At 72.6% G+C, this 17,126-nt stretch carries 1 protein-coding gene and 1 pseudogene; both read right to left on the bottom strand.

What is annotated here, in order from left to right:
• Positions 1–113: 113 nt before the first annotated feature.
• Positions 114–7,109, bottom strand: a complete 6,996-nt coding sequence (locus QQG74_RS13995; RefSeq protein WP_341720710.1) for an SDR family NAD(P)-dependent oxidoreductase — start codon at positions 7,107–7,109, stop codon at positions 114–116.
• Positions 7,106–17,078 (bottom strand): annotated as a pseudogene (locus QQG74_RS13990) (SDR family NAD(P)-dependent oxidoreductase); the annotation flags it as partial. The pseudogene QQG74_RS13990 and the gene QQG74_RS13995, both read right to left, overlap by 4 nt.
• Positions 17,079–17,126 lie beyond the last annotated feature (48 nt).

Here is a 17,126-nt window from a genome sequence, read left to right as displayed (position 1 = left end):
CGCCACCGCCGCCCCGGCCAGCGCCGCCAGCCACCGCGCCGGATCCTCCGGTCGATCAGACCTGCGCACGCCGGTCGCGGCCGGTGGTGGCGGGCACCACCGGCCGCAGCCGGTCAGGCCGGCAGGGTCCGCAGCCACTCCTCCACCGTGGTCGCCGTCGCCTCGGCGTACGTTTCGAGCATGGTGAAGTGATCGCCGGGGACCTCCCGCAGCGTGTGCGGGAAGCGCCACTCGGCGCGGGTGTTCTCCGCGTCCGCCTCCGCGCCGTCCGGCCGCACGAACAGGGTCGGTGCGGCCAGCGGTGCGAGGGGGCGCTCCCCGTGCAGGCGCACGTACCAGCCCATCGCGGAGAGCCGGGCGTCGTCGAACGGGCCGAAGGCGGACTCCCGCTCGAACAGGCCACGCAGCATCCGGTCCCAGAAGCCGGTGTCCAGGCCCGCGCCGCGCAGATCGTCGTCGGGGTAGGTGTCGAGCAGGACCAGGCCGGCGGGGCGGGCACCCAGCTGCTCCAGCCGGGTCGCGGTGGCGTGGGCGAAGGTGCCGCCGGCACAGTGGCCGAGCAGCACGACCGGCCGGCCCGCCGTCACCTGGTCCACCGCGCGGGCGTAGAGGTCGACCAGGGCGTCCAGCGACGCGGGCAGCGGTTCGTTGCGGCCGAGCCCCGGCACCCGGACGGAGTAGACGTCCCGCGAGCCGCGCAGGGGGGCGGCGATCCGGGCGTACTGCTGAACCCCGCTCATCGTCATCGGCGAGGGGAAGCAGACAAGCACCGGCGACCGGTCGCCGCTGACCAGCCGCACCGGCTCGGGCGCCGACGCGGCGTCGGCGTCGGTGAACTGCGGTCGCAGGTCGGCGAAGGCCTGGAGCAGCGCGACGCCCTTGTGGTACTCCCCCGCCATGACCGCCCGGCGGTAGTGCCCGCCGATGGAGTCCGCCGCCGGCTCGACGCCGGGCTCGGCGCTGGCGGTGGCGCCGGCCGGTGCCCGGACCGCCAGCTCGGCCAGCAGGTGTCGGGCCAGGGCGACGGGACTGCGGTGGTCGAAGGCGACGGTGGCGGGCAGCCGCAGCCCGGTGGCCCGGTTGAGCGCGTTACGCAGCTCCATCGCGGTAAGCGAGTCCAGCCCCGACTCGAGGAAGTCGCGGTGCGGGTCGACCGCGTCCGCGCTGCCGTGGCCGAGCACCGTTGCCGCGTACCCCCGGATCAGGTCGACGACAAGCGACTCACGTTCGGCGTCGGGCACCGCCGCCAGCCGCTGTTGCAGGGACTGCGAATCGGCCTCGGCCGGGGCGGCGGCCCGGCGGCGGGCCGTGGTGAGCAGGTCGCGCAGCAGCGGGGGCACCGGGCCCTCCACCGGGCGCAGGTCGAGGCGGACCGGGGCCAGCACCGGCTCGTCGACGGTGACCGCGAGGTCGAAGAGCGCCAGCGCCTCGTCGCTGGTCAGCGCGTCGACACCACGCGGCCCGGCCGGCACGCCGCCAGCGGTCGCCAGGTGACCGGTCATCCCGCTGGCCTCCGCCCACAGGCCCCAGGCCAGCGACTGTCCGGGCAGGCCAAGGGACCGGCGGTGGGTGGCGAGGGAATCCAGGAAGGCGTTGGCCGCCGCGTAGTTGGCCTGGCCGGGTGTGCCGAACACGCCCGCGGCGGAGGAGAAGAGCACGAACGCGGCGAGGTCACGGTCGGCGGTCAGCTCGTGCAGGTTCCAGGCGGCGTCCACCTTGGGCCGCAGCACCGCGTCCACCCGCTGCGGCGTCATGCTGTCCAGGAGCCCGTCGTCGAGGACGCCCGCGCAGTGCACGACGGCGGTCAGCACCGGGATCCGCGCGAGCAGTTCGGCCAGGGCGTCGCGGTCGGCGGCGTCGCACGCCACGACGGTCACCTTGGCGCCGAGGGCGACCAGGTCGGCGGTGAGCGTGTCGACGCCGGGCGCGCTCGTCCCGGACCGGCTGGTGAGCACCAGGTCCCGGACGCCGTGCGCGGTGACCAGCCGGCGGGCGATCAGCCCACCCAGTACCCCGGTGCCGCCGGTGACCAGCACGGTGCCGTCCGGATCCAGTGCACGGGGCGCGGTGAGCACCACCTTGCCGACGTGCCGGGCCTGGGAGAGGTGCCGGAACGCCTCCCGCGCCCGGCGCACGTCCCAGGTGGTCACCGGCAGCGGACGCAGCACGCCTGCGGTGAACAGGGCACCGACCTCCTGGAGGATCTCGCCGACCCGGTCCGGGCCCGGGTCCATCAGGTCGTACGCCTGGTAGTCGACGCCGGGGTGGGCCGCCGCCACCTCGACGGGATCGCGTTTGTCGAGCTTGCCCATTTCGAGGAACCGGCCGCCGCGCGGCAGCAGGTCCAGCGATGCGTCGGCGAACGCGCCGGTAAGCGAGTTCAGCACCAGGTCGACGCCCGCGCCGTCGGTGACCTCCAGGAATGCGTCGCGGAAGGTGAGGTCCCGGGAGGAGGCGATGTGGTCGTCGGGCAGGCCGAAGCCGCGCAGCACGTCCCACTTGCCCGTGCTTGCGGTGCCGAAGACCTCGGCACCGAGGTGCTGGGCCAGTTGCACGGCGGCCATGCCGACCCCGCCGGCCGCGGCGTGCACCAGCACCCGGCTGCCCGGCCGGATGTCGGCCAGGTCGACCAGGCCGAGGTAGGCGGTCAGGAACACCACCGGTATCGACGCGGCGACCTCGAACGACCAGTCGTCGGGCATCGGGGCGAGCAGCCGACGGTCGGTCCGGCCGACCGGTGCGAATCCGCCGGCGAACAGGCCGTACACGCGGTCGCCGGGAGCCAGGTCGGTGACGGCGGAACCGACCTCGGTCACCACGCCGGCACCCTCGCTGCCGATCAGCCGCTCGCCCTTGGGCACCATGCCGAGGGCGACCACCACGTCGCGGAAGTTCATGCCGGCCGCGTGCATCGCCACCCGGACCTGGGTGGGTTCCAGTGGGTCGAGGGCCTCCGGGAAGGGCACCAGCGCAAGCTCACCGAGCACGCCGCCGGCACCGGCCTCCAGCCGCCACGCCGGTGCCGGGGGCGGGATCAGTGACCCGTTCGCCCCGGCGCGACCCAGCCGGTACGCCAGCACGGCGCCGCCTCGGACGGCGAGCTGATCCTCGCCCTCGGTGAGCGCCGCCACCAGGACCGCAGCGGGCACGGTGGAGTCGTCCAGGTCGAGCAGGGCGAACCGGTCGGGGTTCTCCGAGCGGGCGGTGCGGACCAGACCCCACACCGCCGCACCGGACAGGTCGGCAACGCCCTCGCCCTCCTGTACCGCGACGGCACCGTGGGTGACCACGGTCAGCCGGGTGTCGTCGAGGCGGCGGTCGGTGAGCCACTGCTGGAGGATGTCGAGCGCGGTGTGGGTGCTCGTCCGGGTGGCCGCCGGCACCGGCCCCTCGGCGGAGGGCAGGGCGAGCAGGATCATCTCGGGTGCCGGTCCGTCGGCCGGCAGCACGGCGGCGATGTCCGGTCCGCTGCTGACCGCGATGCCCAGGTCGATCAGGGCGGCACGCAGCTCGGTCAGGCCGTCGCCGACCACGGCCCAGCGGCCGGTGGCGGTGGTGGCCGGCGCGGTCACCTCGCGCCAGCGGGGATGCAGCAGCCACTGGGCGGGGTCGGCCACGCGCGGCTCGTTGATCCGTTCCGGCGTGGCGGGCCGGGAGATCAGGGAGCTCACCTCGGCGACCGTGGCGCCGGTGACGTCCATGAGCCGGATCGCCAGGCCGTCGTCGTCGCCGGGGGTCAGGTGCGCCCGCAGCGCCGGGGCGCCGGCCGCGTGCAGGGTGATCCCGGTGAAGCTGAACGGCAGCCGCAGTTCGCCGGAACCGCCACCGACCAGGATGGCGTGCAGGGCGGCGTCGAAGAGGGCGGGATGCAGCCCGTACCGGCCGGCGGCCGGGTGGTGCTGTTCGGGCAGGGCGATCTCGGCGAACAACTCCTCGCCGCGCCGCCAGGCGCGACGCAGGCCGCGGAAGACCGGTCCGTAGTGGAGGCCACCGGCGGCGAGGGCGTCGTAGGCTCCGGTCAGGTCGATCGGCTCCGCGTCCGAGGGTGGCCACGCCTGGGTCCACTCCGGTGCCGGCGGCGCTACCTGACCCAGCCGGCCCTCGGCGTGGCGGGTCCACGGCTCGTCCGAGCCGGCGTCGTCGGGTTGCGACCACAGCGTCAGCTCACGGCCGCCGGTCTCGTCGGGCGGCTCCACGATGACCTGGACGCGGACACCGCCGTGCTCGGGCAGCACGAGCGGGGCGTGCAGGGTGAGTTCCTCGACTGTCGCGCAGCCGGTCTCGTCGGCGGCTCGGACGGCCAGTTCGGCGAAGCCGGTGCCGGGGAAGAGGATGCGGCCGGCGACCAGGTGATCGGCAAGCCACGGGTGGGTGCCGACCGACCAGCGGCCGGTGAGCACCAGACGGTGTGCGCCGGCGACGGTGGTGGCCGCACCGAGCAGGGGGTGGTCGGTGTCGGTAAGGCCGAGCCCGCCCGGGTCACCGGCGTCGGTGGCGTCGATCCAGTAGCGCTCCCGTTGGAACGGGTAGGTGGGCAGGTCGACGACCCGACCACCGACGTCGGGCCAGTCGACCGGTACGCCGTTGGTCCAGAGTTCGGCGGCCGAGGTGAGGATCCGGTCCCAGCCGCCTTCGTCGCGGCGTAGCGTGCCCGTGACCACGGCGGAATCAGCCGCATCCTGCACCGCCATGGCGAGTACCGGATGCGGGCTGCATTCGACGAACACCCCGAACCCATCCGCCACCAAACCCCGCACCGCGTCAGCGAACAACACCTCCTGACGTAGGTTGCGGAACCAGTAATCGGCGTCCAAGACCTCGTCCTCACCCAACCACGCGCCCGACACCGTCGACCACAACGGCACCGAAGGCGTCCCCGGCGACAACCCCGCCAAATCCCGCGCCAAACGCCCCCGCAACACCTCCACCTGCGCAGAATGCGACGCATAATCCACCGCAATCCGACGCACCCGCACACCCTCACCCTCCAACACCGCCAACAACCCCACCACCGCATCCACCTCACCAGAAACCACCGTCGACGCCGGCCCATTCACCGCCGCCACCGACACACCCTCCACCAACCGCCCCCGCACCACATCGGCCGGCAACCCCACCGACGCCATCGCACCCCCACCCGACAACACCTCACCCACCGCAACACTGCGCAACACCACCACCCGCGCACCATCGGCCACCGACAAGGCCCCCGACACCACCGCCGCCGCAATCTCCCCCTGCGAATGCCCCACCACCGCATCCCCCACCACACCCAACGACTCCCACACCGCCGCCAACGACACCATCACCGCCCACGACAACGGCTGCACCACATCCACCCGCCCCAACAACACCTCATCCGACAACGCCCCCCGCACATCCCAATCCACAAACAACTCCAACGCTTCCACACACTCCGCAAACCGCCGCGCAAACACCTCCGACGTGCCCAACAACTCCACACCCATACCCACCCACTGCGCCCCCTGACCCGGAAACACCAACACCCGCTTACCGCCGGCACCGACCACGCCGGACACCGGGGCGGCGGCGAGCAGTTCCGAGCGGTCCCGGCCGACCAGCACCGCCCGGTGCTCCAGGGCCGGACGCCGCAGCAGTGACCGGGCGACGTCCTCGGCGGCAAGCTGCGGGTTGGCGGTCAGCTGGTCGAGCAGCCGCTGCCGCTGCTCGACCAGCGCGGCGGGCGTCTTCGCGGAGAGCACCCAGGGCAGTGCCGCGGGGGGCCTCGTCGGCTCCGCCTCCTCGGCCACCGGTGCCTGTTCCAGGATCACGTGCCCGTTGGTTCCGCTGTAGCCGAACGAGGACACCCCGGCGCGGCGCGGCTGGCCGGTCTCCGGCCAGGGACGCTCTTCGGTGAGCAGGCGTACGTTGCCGGACTGCCAGTCCACGTGCGGGGTCGGCTCGTCGACGTGCAGGGTCGCGGGCAGCACCCCGTGCCGCATCGCCTGCACCATCTTGATCACCCCGCCGACGCCGGCTGCGGCCTGGGTGTGCCCGATGTTCGACTTGAGCGAGCCCAGCCAGAGCGGTTCGCCGTCACGCCGGCCGTAGGTGGCCAGCACCGACTGCGCCTCGATCGGGTCGCCCAGCGTGGTGCCGGTACCGTGCGCCTCCACCACGTCCACCTGGTCGGCGGCGAGTCGGGCGTCGGCCAGCGCCGCCCGGATCACCCGCTCCTGGGAAGGTCCGTTGGGTGCGGTCAATCCGTTGGACGCCCCGTCGGAATTGATCGCGGTGCCGCGTACCACGGCCAGGATCTGGTGGCCGTTGGCGACCGCGTCGGAGAGCCGTTCCAGCACCACGACGCCCACGCCCTCGGCCCAGCCGGTACCGTCGGCCGCCGCGGCGAACGACTTGCAGCGTCCGTCCGCCGCGAGCCCGCGTTGGCGGCTGAACTCGACGAAGACGCTGGGGGTGGCCATCACCGTGACGCCGCCGGCCAACGCCAGCGAGCACTCACCGGAGCGCAACGCCCGCACCGCCCAGTGCAGCGCCACGAGCGACGAGGAGCAGGCGGTGTCCACAGTGATCGCCGGCCCCTCCAGCCCCAGGGTGTACGCCACCCGGCCGGAGACCACGCTGCCGGTGCCGTGCCCACCGGCGTAGTCGTGGTACATCACACCGGCGTACACCCCGGTCGCGCTGCCCCGCAGCGACCGGGGGTCCAGGCCCGCGTCGGCCAGCGCCTGCCAGGAACTCTCCAGGAACAGCCGCTGCTGTGGGTCGGTGGTCAGCGCCTCGCGCGGGCTGATCCCGAAGAACCCGGTGTCGAACCAGGCCGCGTCGTGCAGGAAACCACCCTCCCGGGTGTACGAGGTGCCGGGGTGCTCCGGGTCCGGGTGGTAGAGGCGGTCGACGTCCCAGCCCCGGTCCCCCGGGAACTCGCCGACCGCGTCGCCACGCCGCAGCGTCAGGTCCCACAGGTCGGCCGGTGACTGGACCCCACCGGGGTACCGGCAGGCCATGCCGACGATGGCGATGGGTTCCCGGACGGCGGCGAGCAGCGTCCGGTTCTGGTCGCGGAGTCGCTCGGTCTCCTTGAGCGAGGCCCGGAGCGCGGCGACGATGCGGTCATCTGCGGTGCTCAACGATTCACTCCCGAGGTCTGGTCGTCGGAACCCGCGTCGCCCAGGGCCAGGCTGATCAGGCTGTCGGTGTCCATGTCGTCAATGCCGCCGGCCGGCTCCGGTCCGGCGGCCGGTCCGCCGGGGCCACCGGGGCCGCCGCGCCCGGCGAGGTCCAGCAGGGCGTCCAGCAGTCCCGCGTCGCGCAGTCGGCCGAGCGGGATCGTGCCGAGCAGTGCGCGTACCTCCTGCTCGCCGTCGTCGTCGCCGGCCACCGGAACCAGCCGGGCGGTAAGCATCTCGGCCAGCGCCAGCAGGGTGGGGTAATCGAAGACGACGGTTGCGGGCAGTGTGGTGCCGGTGGCGGCGGCCAGTCGGTTGCGGAACTCGATCGCGGTCAGCGAGTCGAAACCGAGTTCGCTGAAGGGCTGGTCGGGGGCGAGCGTGGCCGGCTGGGCGTGGCCCAGCACCAGGGCGGCCTGGGTCTGCACCACGTCCAGCACGGCGGCCGTCCGCTCGGCGGCGGGCAGGCCGGTCAGCCGGCGCAGCAGCGCACCGGTGCCGATCGCGCCCTGTGCCGTCCGCCGGGTGCGGGACGGGATCAGACCGGCGAACAGCGGCGGCAGGTCGTCGGTCGTACCCCGGCTGGTGAGGTCCAGCTTGATCGGGGCGAGCACCGCGTCGGGCAGGGCGAGGGCGGCGTCGAACAGCCGCAGTCCCTCGTCGGCGGTCAACGCGCCCACGCCGTCGCGGGACGTGCTGTCCCCGCTGGTCGCGGCGGCCATCCCACCGGGCTCGGCCCACAGGCCCCAGGCCAGCGACCGGGCGGGCAGGCCGGTTGCCCGGCGGTGCGCGGCGAGCCCGTCGAGGAAGGCGTTTGCCGCGGCGTAGTTGGCCTGACCCGCGCCGCCGAGCAGACCGGCCGCCGAGGAGAAGAGCACGAACTCGGCGAGGTCGCGGTCGCGGGTGAGGGTGTGCAGGTGCCAGGCCGCCTCGGCCTTGGGGCGCAGCACCCGCTCCAGACGCTGCGGGGTGAGCGCGTCGAGCACCCCGTCGTCGAGTACGCCTGCGGTGTGCACGACGCCGTCCAGTTTGGGGATGCCGTCGAGCAGTGCGGCAAGTGCGTCTCGGTCGGTGACGTCGCAGACCGCGGTGGTGACCTCGGCACCCAGCTCGGTCAGCTCGCGGGCCAGCTCGCCGGTGGTGGGTCGGCGTGCGGCCAGCACCAGCTGGCGGACCCCGTGGACGGTGACCAGGTGCCGGGCGAGCAGGCCGGCGAGGGCACCGCCGGCACCGGTGATCAGCACCGTGCCGGTCGCGGCCCAGGTGCCCGGCTGCTCCGGTACGGCCCGGCGGGTGAGTCGGGCGGCGCGCAGGCCGCCGTCGCGCAGGACCAGTTGCGGCTCGCCGAGGGCGGCCAGCGCCGGCCCGTCGACCTCCACGCCGGCCTCCGCGTCCACGAGTACGACGCGGCCTGGGTGTTCGGCCTGGGCGGCCCGGACCAGACCCCAGACGGCGGCGCCGGCAAGGTCGGTGACGTCGTCGTCGGCCACCGGCACGGCCCCTCGGGTGACCACGACCAGGGCGGGGTTGTGCTCGTCGGCGAGGTGCTGCTGAAGCGTGGCGAGCAGCTGGGTGGTGGCCGCCACGGGTGGCCCGGTGGGCGCCTCCACGACGGTCGCCGGCACCGGCTCGGCCGGGGTGGCCGACACGGCGGTCCAGTCGAGGTGGAACAGGCTGCCACCGGCGAGGCTCACCGGGCGGTGCACCGCGACCGGACGCAGGGTCAGCCGTTCCACCTCGACCACCGGGGCGCCGGTGCCGTCGGTCAGGCGCAGCGCCACCGTGTCGGCCTCCCCGGCCACCGGGGCGATGTGCACCCGGACCGCCTCGGCGCCGGTGGCGGCGAGGGTCGCGCCGGCGAAGCTGAACGGCACCCGGACCGGCCCGTCGTCCGGGCCGGGCAGCAGGCCCACGGCGTGCAGGGTGGCGTCGAGCAGGGCGGGATGTACGCCGAACCGGTCGCCGCCGGCACCGGCGGTCGCCGGCAGCACGACCTCGGCGAAGACCTCGTCGGCACGCCGCCACGCGGCCCGCAGGCCCCGGAAGGCCGGACCGTACGCCAGGACGCTGTCGTCGCCGTCGTCGTAGCGACCGTCCACGTCGACGGGTTCCGCGCCGGGTGGCGGCCAGGCCGTGTGGCCCGGCTGGACGTCGCCGGTGGCGGGACCGGCGGTACCGGTCGCGTGCCGGGTCCACGGCTCGTCGTCGGCGGCGCCGGTCGGCCGCGAGTGCACGGAGAGGGTGTGCGTACCGGTCTCGTCGGCGGCACCGACGGCCACCTGGAGACGGACCTCGCCGTGCTCGGCGACGGTAAGCGGCGCCTCCAGCGTGAGTTCGGCGACCCGGGCCGCACCGACCCGGTCGGCGGCCAGGAACGCCATGTCCAGCAGGGCGCTGCCGGGCAGGACGACGGCGCCACCGACGCGGTGGTCGGCCAGCCAGGGGTGGGTGGCCACGGACAGGGTGCCGGTGAGCACCGCACCGGCGGTACCCGCCAGGTCGACCACCGAGTCGAGGATCGGATGGGCGGCCGGATCACCGCCGCCGGTACGCCGGGACAGCCAGTAGCGTTCGTGCTGGAAGGCGTACGTGGGCAGCGGCACCCGCAGGTCCGCGCCGCCGACCACGGCGGCCCAGTCCAGGGCGGCACCGGTGGCGTGCAGCGCCGCTGCGGCCTCCAGCGCTGCGGCGGCCTCGTCCCGGCCCCGACGGCTGACCGAGACGCAGAGCGCCTCGGGAGCGGACTCCTGGGCCAGGGCGGTCAGCACACCCGCCGGCCCGAGTTCGAGGAAGCGGGTGATGCCGAGCCCGGTCAGGGTACGCAGGCCGTCGTGGAACCGGACCGCCTCGCGGATGTGTCGGACCCAGTACTGCGGGGTGCGGATCTCCGGGCCGGCGACCCGGCCGGTGCCGTTGGAGATCACCGGCAGCGTCGGCTCGTGGTAATCGAGCTGGGCGGCGACCGCGGCGAAGTCGTCGAGCATCGGCTCCATCTGGGCCGAGTGGAAGGCGTGCGACACCTGGAGGCGCTTGGCCTTGACGCCGAGGCGTTCGACAAGCGCGGTGACGGCGGCCTCGTCGCCGGAGAGCACCACCGATTCCGGGCCGTTGACCGCGGCGAGGTCCACGCCTTCGCCGAGCAGTGGCCGGACGGTCGCCTCCGAGGCGTGCACGGCGGTCATCACGCCACCGGCGGGCAGGGCCGTCATCAGCCGACCGCGCGCCTCGACCAGAGTGCAGGCGTCGGCCAGGCTGAACACGCCGGCAACATGCGCTGCGGCGACCTCGCCGATGGAGTGCCCGATCAGGGCGTGCGGCCGTAGCTGCCAGGACTCGACGAGCCGGTACAGCGCCACCTCGACCGCGAAGAGCGCGGCCTGGGCGTGCCCGGTCTGGTCGAGCAGTTCCTGGTTGTCGCCCCAGACCACGTCCCGCACGTCGAGGTACGCGCACACCTCGTCGAAGGCCCGGGCGAACACCGGCTGGGTGGCGTACAGGTCGCGGCCCATCGCCAGGCGCTGCGAGCCCTGGCCGGAGAACATCACGGCGAGCTTGCCGGCCGGCCGGGCGCTTCCGGTCACCACGCCGGGCAGTTCCTCGCCGTCGACCACCGCGGCCAGGCCGGCGAGCAGTTCGTCGCGGTCCGCGCCGACGACGACGGCGCGGTGGTCGAACCGGGTGCGGCAGGCGAGCGAGCGGGCCACGTCGGCCGGTGCGGCCTCCGTCGTCGTCAGGTACCCGTGCAACCGTTCGGCCTGGGCCTGTAGCGCGGCCGGGGTGCGGCCGCTGACCACCCACGCGACGGGTCCGGTGGGGCCGGCCGGTGCTTCGGCGGCCGGTTCCGGTGCCGGGGCCTGCTCGATGATCAGGTGGGCGTTGGTGCCGCTGATGCCGAATGAGGAGACTGCGGCGCGGCGGGGACGGTCGGTTTCCGGCCAGGGACGGGTCTCGGTCAACAACCGCACATTGCCCGACTCCCAATCCACATGCGGCGTCGGCTCATCCACATGCAACGTCGCCGGCAACACACCATGCCACATCGCCTGCACCATCTTGATCACACCAGCCACACCCGCAGCCGCCTGCGTATGACCAATATTCGACTTCACCGACCCCAACCACAACGGCTCACCCGACCGCTGCCCATACGTCGCCAACAACGACTGCGCCTCAATCGGATCACCCAACCGCGTCCCCGTACCATGCGCCTCCACCACATCCACCTCACCCACACCCAACCCCGCCACACCCAACGCCCGCCGAATCACCCGCTGCTGCGCCGGACCATTAGGCGCCGTCAACCCATTCGACGCACCATCCTGATTCACCGCCGAACCCCGCACCACCGCCAACACCCGACGCCCCGCCGCCACCGCATCCGACAACCGCTCCAACACCAACACCCCCACACCCTCCGACCACCCCGTACCATCCGCCCCACCCGCAAACGACTTACACCGACCATCCGCCGCCAACCCACCCTGCCGCGAAAACTCCACAAACGTCTCCGGCGTCGCCATCACCGTCACCCCACCCGCCAACGCCAACGAACAATCCCCGCCAACAACCCCCGCACCGCCCAATGCACCGCCACCAACGACGACGAACACGCCGTATCCACCGACACCGCCGGACCCTCCAACCCCAACGCATACGCCACCCGACCCGACACCACCGAACCCGTCGAACCCGAACCCAAATAATCGTGATACATCACCCCCGCAAACACACCAGTCGACGAACCCCGCAACCCCAACGGATCAAAACCAGCCCGCTCCAACGCCTCCCACGACACCTCCAACAACAACCGCTGCTGCGGATCCGTCTCCACCGCCTCCCGCGGCGACACCCCAAACAACCCCGCATCAAACCCACCCGCCTCATACAAAACCCACCCTGCCGCGTCACCGACGAACCCGGACGCAACCCCGACGGATCAAACAACCGCCCCACATCCCAACCCCGATCCACCGGAAAATCACCAACACCATCACCACCAGACACCACCAAATCCCAAAACTCCTCCGGAGAACCCACACCCCCCGGAAAACGACACGCCATCCCCACAATCGCAATCAAATCATCATCAGAACCCGACCCGACCGTCTCCGCCACCGTCGACTCGACAGCGCCGAACATCCGCTCGAACAGATGCTCCGCCACCGCCACCGGCGACGGATAATCAAACACCAACGTCGCCGGCAACCGCAGACCCGTAACCGCCGCCAACGAATTACGGAACTCCACCGCCGTCAACGAATCGAAACCGAGGTCGTGGAAGGCCCAGGTGGCCTCCACGGTCTGGTCGGGCGAATAGCCGAGCACCTGCGCCACCTGGGTCCGGACGACGGCCAGCAGCGCTTCGGCCCGGTCCTCGGCCGGCAACGCGGCGAGCTGGTCCTGGGCGGTGGCGTCGGTCGCGGCACGGCGGGCCGGGGCACGGACCAGCCCGCGCAGCAGCGGCGGCAGGTCCGAAAGTGCGGCCAGCGCCTGGCGGTCGAGCCGTACGGCGACCGGAGCGGCGGCGGTGGCGGCGAGCGCGGCGTCGAAGAGGGTCAGGCCCTCCGCCACGGTCAGCGGCAGCACGCCGCCCCGGGCGATGCGTGCCCGCTCGGCCTCACCCAACGCGCCAGCCATCCCGCCGGTGCCGTCCCACAGTCCCCAGCCCACGGAGACGGCAGCCAGGCCGGCCGACCGGCGGTACGCCGCGAGCCCGTCGACGAACCCGTTGGCCGCCGCGTAGGCACCCTGCCCGGCGGCACCGAGCACCGCCGCCGCAGACGAGAACAGCACGAACGCCGACAGGTCCCGGTCGGCGGTCAGCTCGTGCAGCAGCCACGCGCCGTCGGCCTTCGCCCGCAGCACTCCGGCCAGCCGCTCGCCGCTGAGCGAACCGATCATCCCGTCGTCCAGCACACCCGCGGCGTGCACCACCGCGCTGAGGTCGTCGACCTCGGCCAGCGCCGCCGCCAACGCGCCCCGGTCGCCGACGTCGCAGCGCACCACGCGTACCCGGGCGCCGGCCGTGGACAGCTCCGTCACCAGTTCCTCGGGTGCGCCGCTGCGGCCGAGCAGGAGCAGACTGGTCACCCCGTACGCGGCGACCAGGTGCCGGGCCACGTGCCCGCCCAGCTCGCCGGAGGCCCCGGTGATCAGCACCGTGCCGGTTTCGGTGAAGGGCGCCGCAACGGGCCGTACGCTCGCCCGGGCCAGCCGGGGACCGTAGAGCGCGCCGTCGCGCACCGCGAGCTGCGGCTCGCCGCAGGCCAAAGCCGTCGGGAGGTCCAGTTCGTCGTCCGGGCCGAGGTCGACCAGGACGATCCGGCCAGGTTCCTCGGCCTGCGCCGCGCGGACAAGGCCCCAGACGGCGGCCTGTGCCACGTCGGACACGCCGGATCCGGCCGCGTCCACCGCGCCTCGGGTGACGATCATCAGCCGGGAGTCGTCGCCCCGGCGCAGCCACTGCTGCACCTCGTCGAGGACACCGGCCACCACATCACCGACCGGACCGGTGTCGGCTTGCACCACGATCGGCTGTTCGGTGCCGTCCTCAGCGGCCGGAACCGGCAGCGGGATCCAGTCCACCTGGTACAGACCGTCGGGAGCGGCACCGGCGAAGGTGCCGGGCTCGACGGTGTGCAGCGCCAGGGACCGGACGGAGGCGACCGGGGCACCGGCGGCGTCGGCGACCTCGACCGTCACGGCACCCGGCCCGGCCGGGCGAACCCGCACCCGGGCCACCGAGGCGCCGGTGGCGTGCAGGGCGACACCGGACCAGGCGAACGGTACGGCCGCACGGTCGGCGTCGCCGGTCGCCGCGAGCACGTGCAGGGTCGCGTCGAGCAGGGCCGGGTGCACGCCGTACCCGTCGCCGGTCACGCCGTCGGCAAGCGCGACCTCGGCGTACAGATCGTCGCCGTCCCGCCACGCGGCCCGCAGTCCCTGGAACGTCGGCCCGTACGACAGGCCGGCGCCGGCAAGCTGCTCGTAGAGTCCGTCGAGGGTAAGCGGGCGGGCGGCGGCCGGGGGCCAGGTGAGCAGCGTGCCGGCGGCGGCCGGTGCGGTGCCGGCCAGCGATCCGGAGGCGTGCCGGGTCCAGGAGCCGCCGTCGGTCCGGGAGTGGATGTTTACCAGGTCGCCGGTGACCGCGACCTGGAGGTCGACTGCTCCGCTCTCGGGCAGCACCAGGGGTTCCTCGATGGTCAGCTCGTCGATGCCGGCCGCGCCGGCCTCGTCGGCCGCCCGCAGCGCCAACTCGACGAAGCCGGTGCCCGGGAAGACGATCGCGGTGCCGACCCGGTGGTCGGCGAGCCAGGGCTGTGCCTGCACGGAGAGCCGGCCGGTGAGCAGTACGCCGGCGGTGCCGGCCACGTCCACCGCCGCGCCGAGCAGCGGGTGGTCGGCGGCGGTGAGCCCGGCCCGGGTGACGTCGGTGGCGGGTACCGCGTCAATCCAGTAGCGACGGTGCTGGAAGGGGTAGGTGGGCAGGTCCACCCGGCGGCCACCCCACGGGGCGTACATGGCCCGCCAGTCGACGTCCACGCCGGCGACGAAGAGACGGCCCATCGCCGAGAGCAGGGCGCTCAGTTCGTTCCGGTCCTTGCGCAGGGCGGCGACGAGGAGCGCGTCGGGTGCGGTGTCCTGCGCCATCGCGGTCAGGACACCATCCGGGCCGAGTTCCAGGAACCGGGTCACACCGGCGTCGGTGAGGGTGGCCACGCCGTCGGCGAAACGCACCGTCTCCCGCACATGCCGCACCCAGTACTCGGCGCTGTCGGGCTGCGTCACCTCGCCGGTCACGTTCGACACCACCGGCACCTGCGCCTCACGGAAGGTCAAGCCCTCCAACACCGCCCGGAACTCCGCCAGCATCGGCTCCATCCGCAACGAATGGAACGCATGCGACACCTGAAGACGCTTCGCCTTCACCCCAAGCGCCGCCACGACCTCGGCCACGACGTCGTCGTCACCGGCGAGCACCACCGCCGCCGGACCGTTCACCGCCGCAATGTCGACACCGGGGCGCAGCAACGGCACCACATCCGCCTCAGCCGCCCGCACCGACACCATCACGCCACCGGCCGGCAACTCCTGCATCAACCGACCCCGCGCCCCCACAAGAGTGCAGGCATCCTCAAGAGACAACACCCCGGCGACATGGGCCGCCGCGACCTCACCGATCGAATGACCAGCCACGAAGTCCGGCCGCACACCCCACGACTCGACAAGCCGGAACAGGGCCACCTCGACCGCGAACAACGCCGCCTGCGCATGCACCGTCCGAGACAACACCTCGGCATCAGCGCCCCACATCACCTCACGCGTACCCGGCAACAACTCACACACCGCATCCAGCGCATCAGCGAACACCGGGAACGCGCCATACAACTCCCGACCCATCCCCAACCGCTGCGCACCCTGACCGGTGAACAACAGGGCGAGGCGGCTCTGGGTGGTGCTGGTGCCGGTGGACACGGTGTCGAGGCCGGCAAGGAGTTCGTCGCGGGTGCCGCCGACCACGACGGCCCGGTATTCGAGGACGGAGCGGTGGGTCAGGGACCAGCCGACGTCCACCGGGTCGAGGGCGGGCCGTTCGCGTACGGTCGCGGCGACCCGGGCTGCGGCGGCGGTCAGCGCCTCGGGGCTGCGGGCGGTCAACACCCAGGGGATGACTGCGGGCGGAAGGCCCTCGCGTGGTTCGTCCGCAACGGCTTCCGGCTGTTCGAGAATGAGATGCGCATTGGTGCCGCTGACCCCGAATGAGGAGACTGCGGCGCGGCGCGGCCGGTCGGTCTCCGGCCAGGGACGGGTCTCGGTCAACAACCGCACATTGCCCGACTCCCAATCCACATGCGGCGTCGGCTCATCCACATGCAACGTCGCCGGCAACACACCATGCCACATCGCCTGCACCATCTTGATCACACCAGCCACACCCGCAGCCGCCTGCGTATGACCAATATTCGACTTCACCGACCCCAACCACAACGGCTCACCCGACCGCTGCCCATACGTCGCCAACAACGACTGCGCCTCAATCGGATCACCCAACCGCGTCCCCGTACCATGCGCCTCCACCACATCCACCTCACCCACACCCAACCCCGCCACACCCAACGCCCGCCGAATCACCCGCTGCTGCGCCGGACCATTAGGCGCCGTCAACCCATTCGACGCACCATCCTGATTCACCGCCGAACCCCGCACCACCGCCAACACCCGACGCCCCGCCGCCACCGCATCCGACAACCGCTCCAACACCAACACCCCCACACCCTCCGACCACCCCGTACCATCCGCCCCACCCGCAAACGACTTACACCGACCATCCGCCGCCAACCCACCCTGCCGCGAAAACTCCACAAACGTCTCCGGCGTCGCCATCACCGTCACCCCACCCGCCAACGCCAACGAACAATCCCCCGCCAACAACCCCCGCACCGCCCAATGCACCGCCACCAACGACGACGAACACGCCGTATCCACCGACACCGCCGGACCCTCCAACCCCAACGCATACGCCACCCGACCCGACACCACCGAACCCGTCGAACCCGAACCCAAATAATCGTGATACATCACCCCCGCAAACACACCAGTCGACGAACCCCGCAACCCCAACGGATCAAAACCAGCCCGCTCCAACGCCTCCCACGACACCTCCAACAACAACCGCTGCTGCGGATCCGTCTCCACCGCCTCCCGCGGCGACACCCCAAACAACCCCGCATCAAACCCACCCGCCTCATACAAAAACCCACCCTGCCGCGTCACCGACGAACCCGGACGCAACCCCGACGGATCAAACAACCGCCCCACATCCCAACCCCGATCCACCGGAAAATCACCAACACCATCACCACCAGACACCACCAAATCCCAAAACTCCTCCGGAGAACCCACACCCCCCGGAAAACGACACGCCATCCCCACAATCGCCACCAAATCATCATCAGAACCCGACCCGACCGTCTCCGC

It is taken from the genome of Micromonospora sp. FIMYZ51 (assembly GCF_038246755.1).
In the GTDB taxonomy this organism is placed as follows: Bacteria; Actinomycetota; Actinomycetes; order Mycobacteriales; family Micromonosporaceae; genus Micromonospora.
Note: the sequence above shows the minus strand (reverse complement) of the source record. Positions and strands in the feature narration are given on the sequence as shown.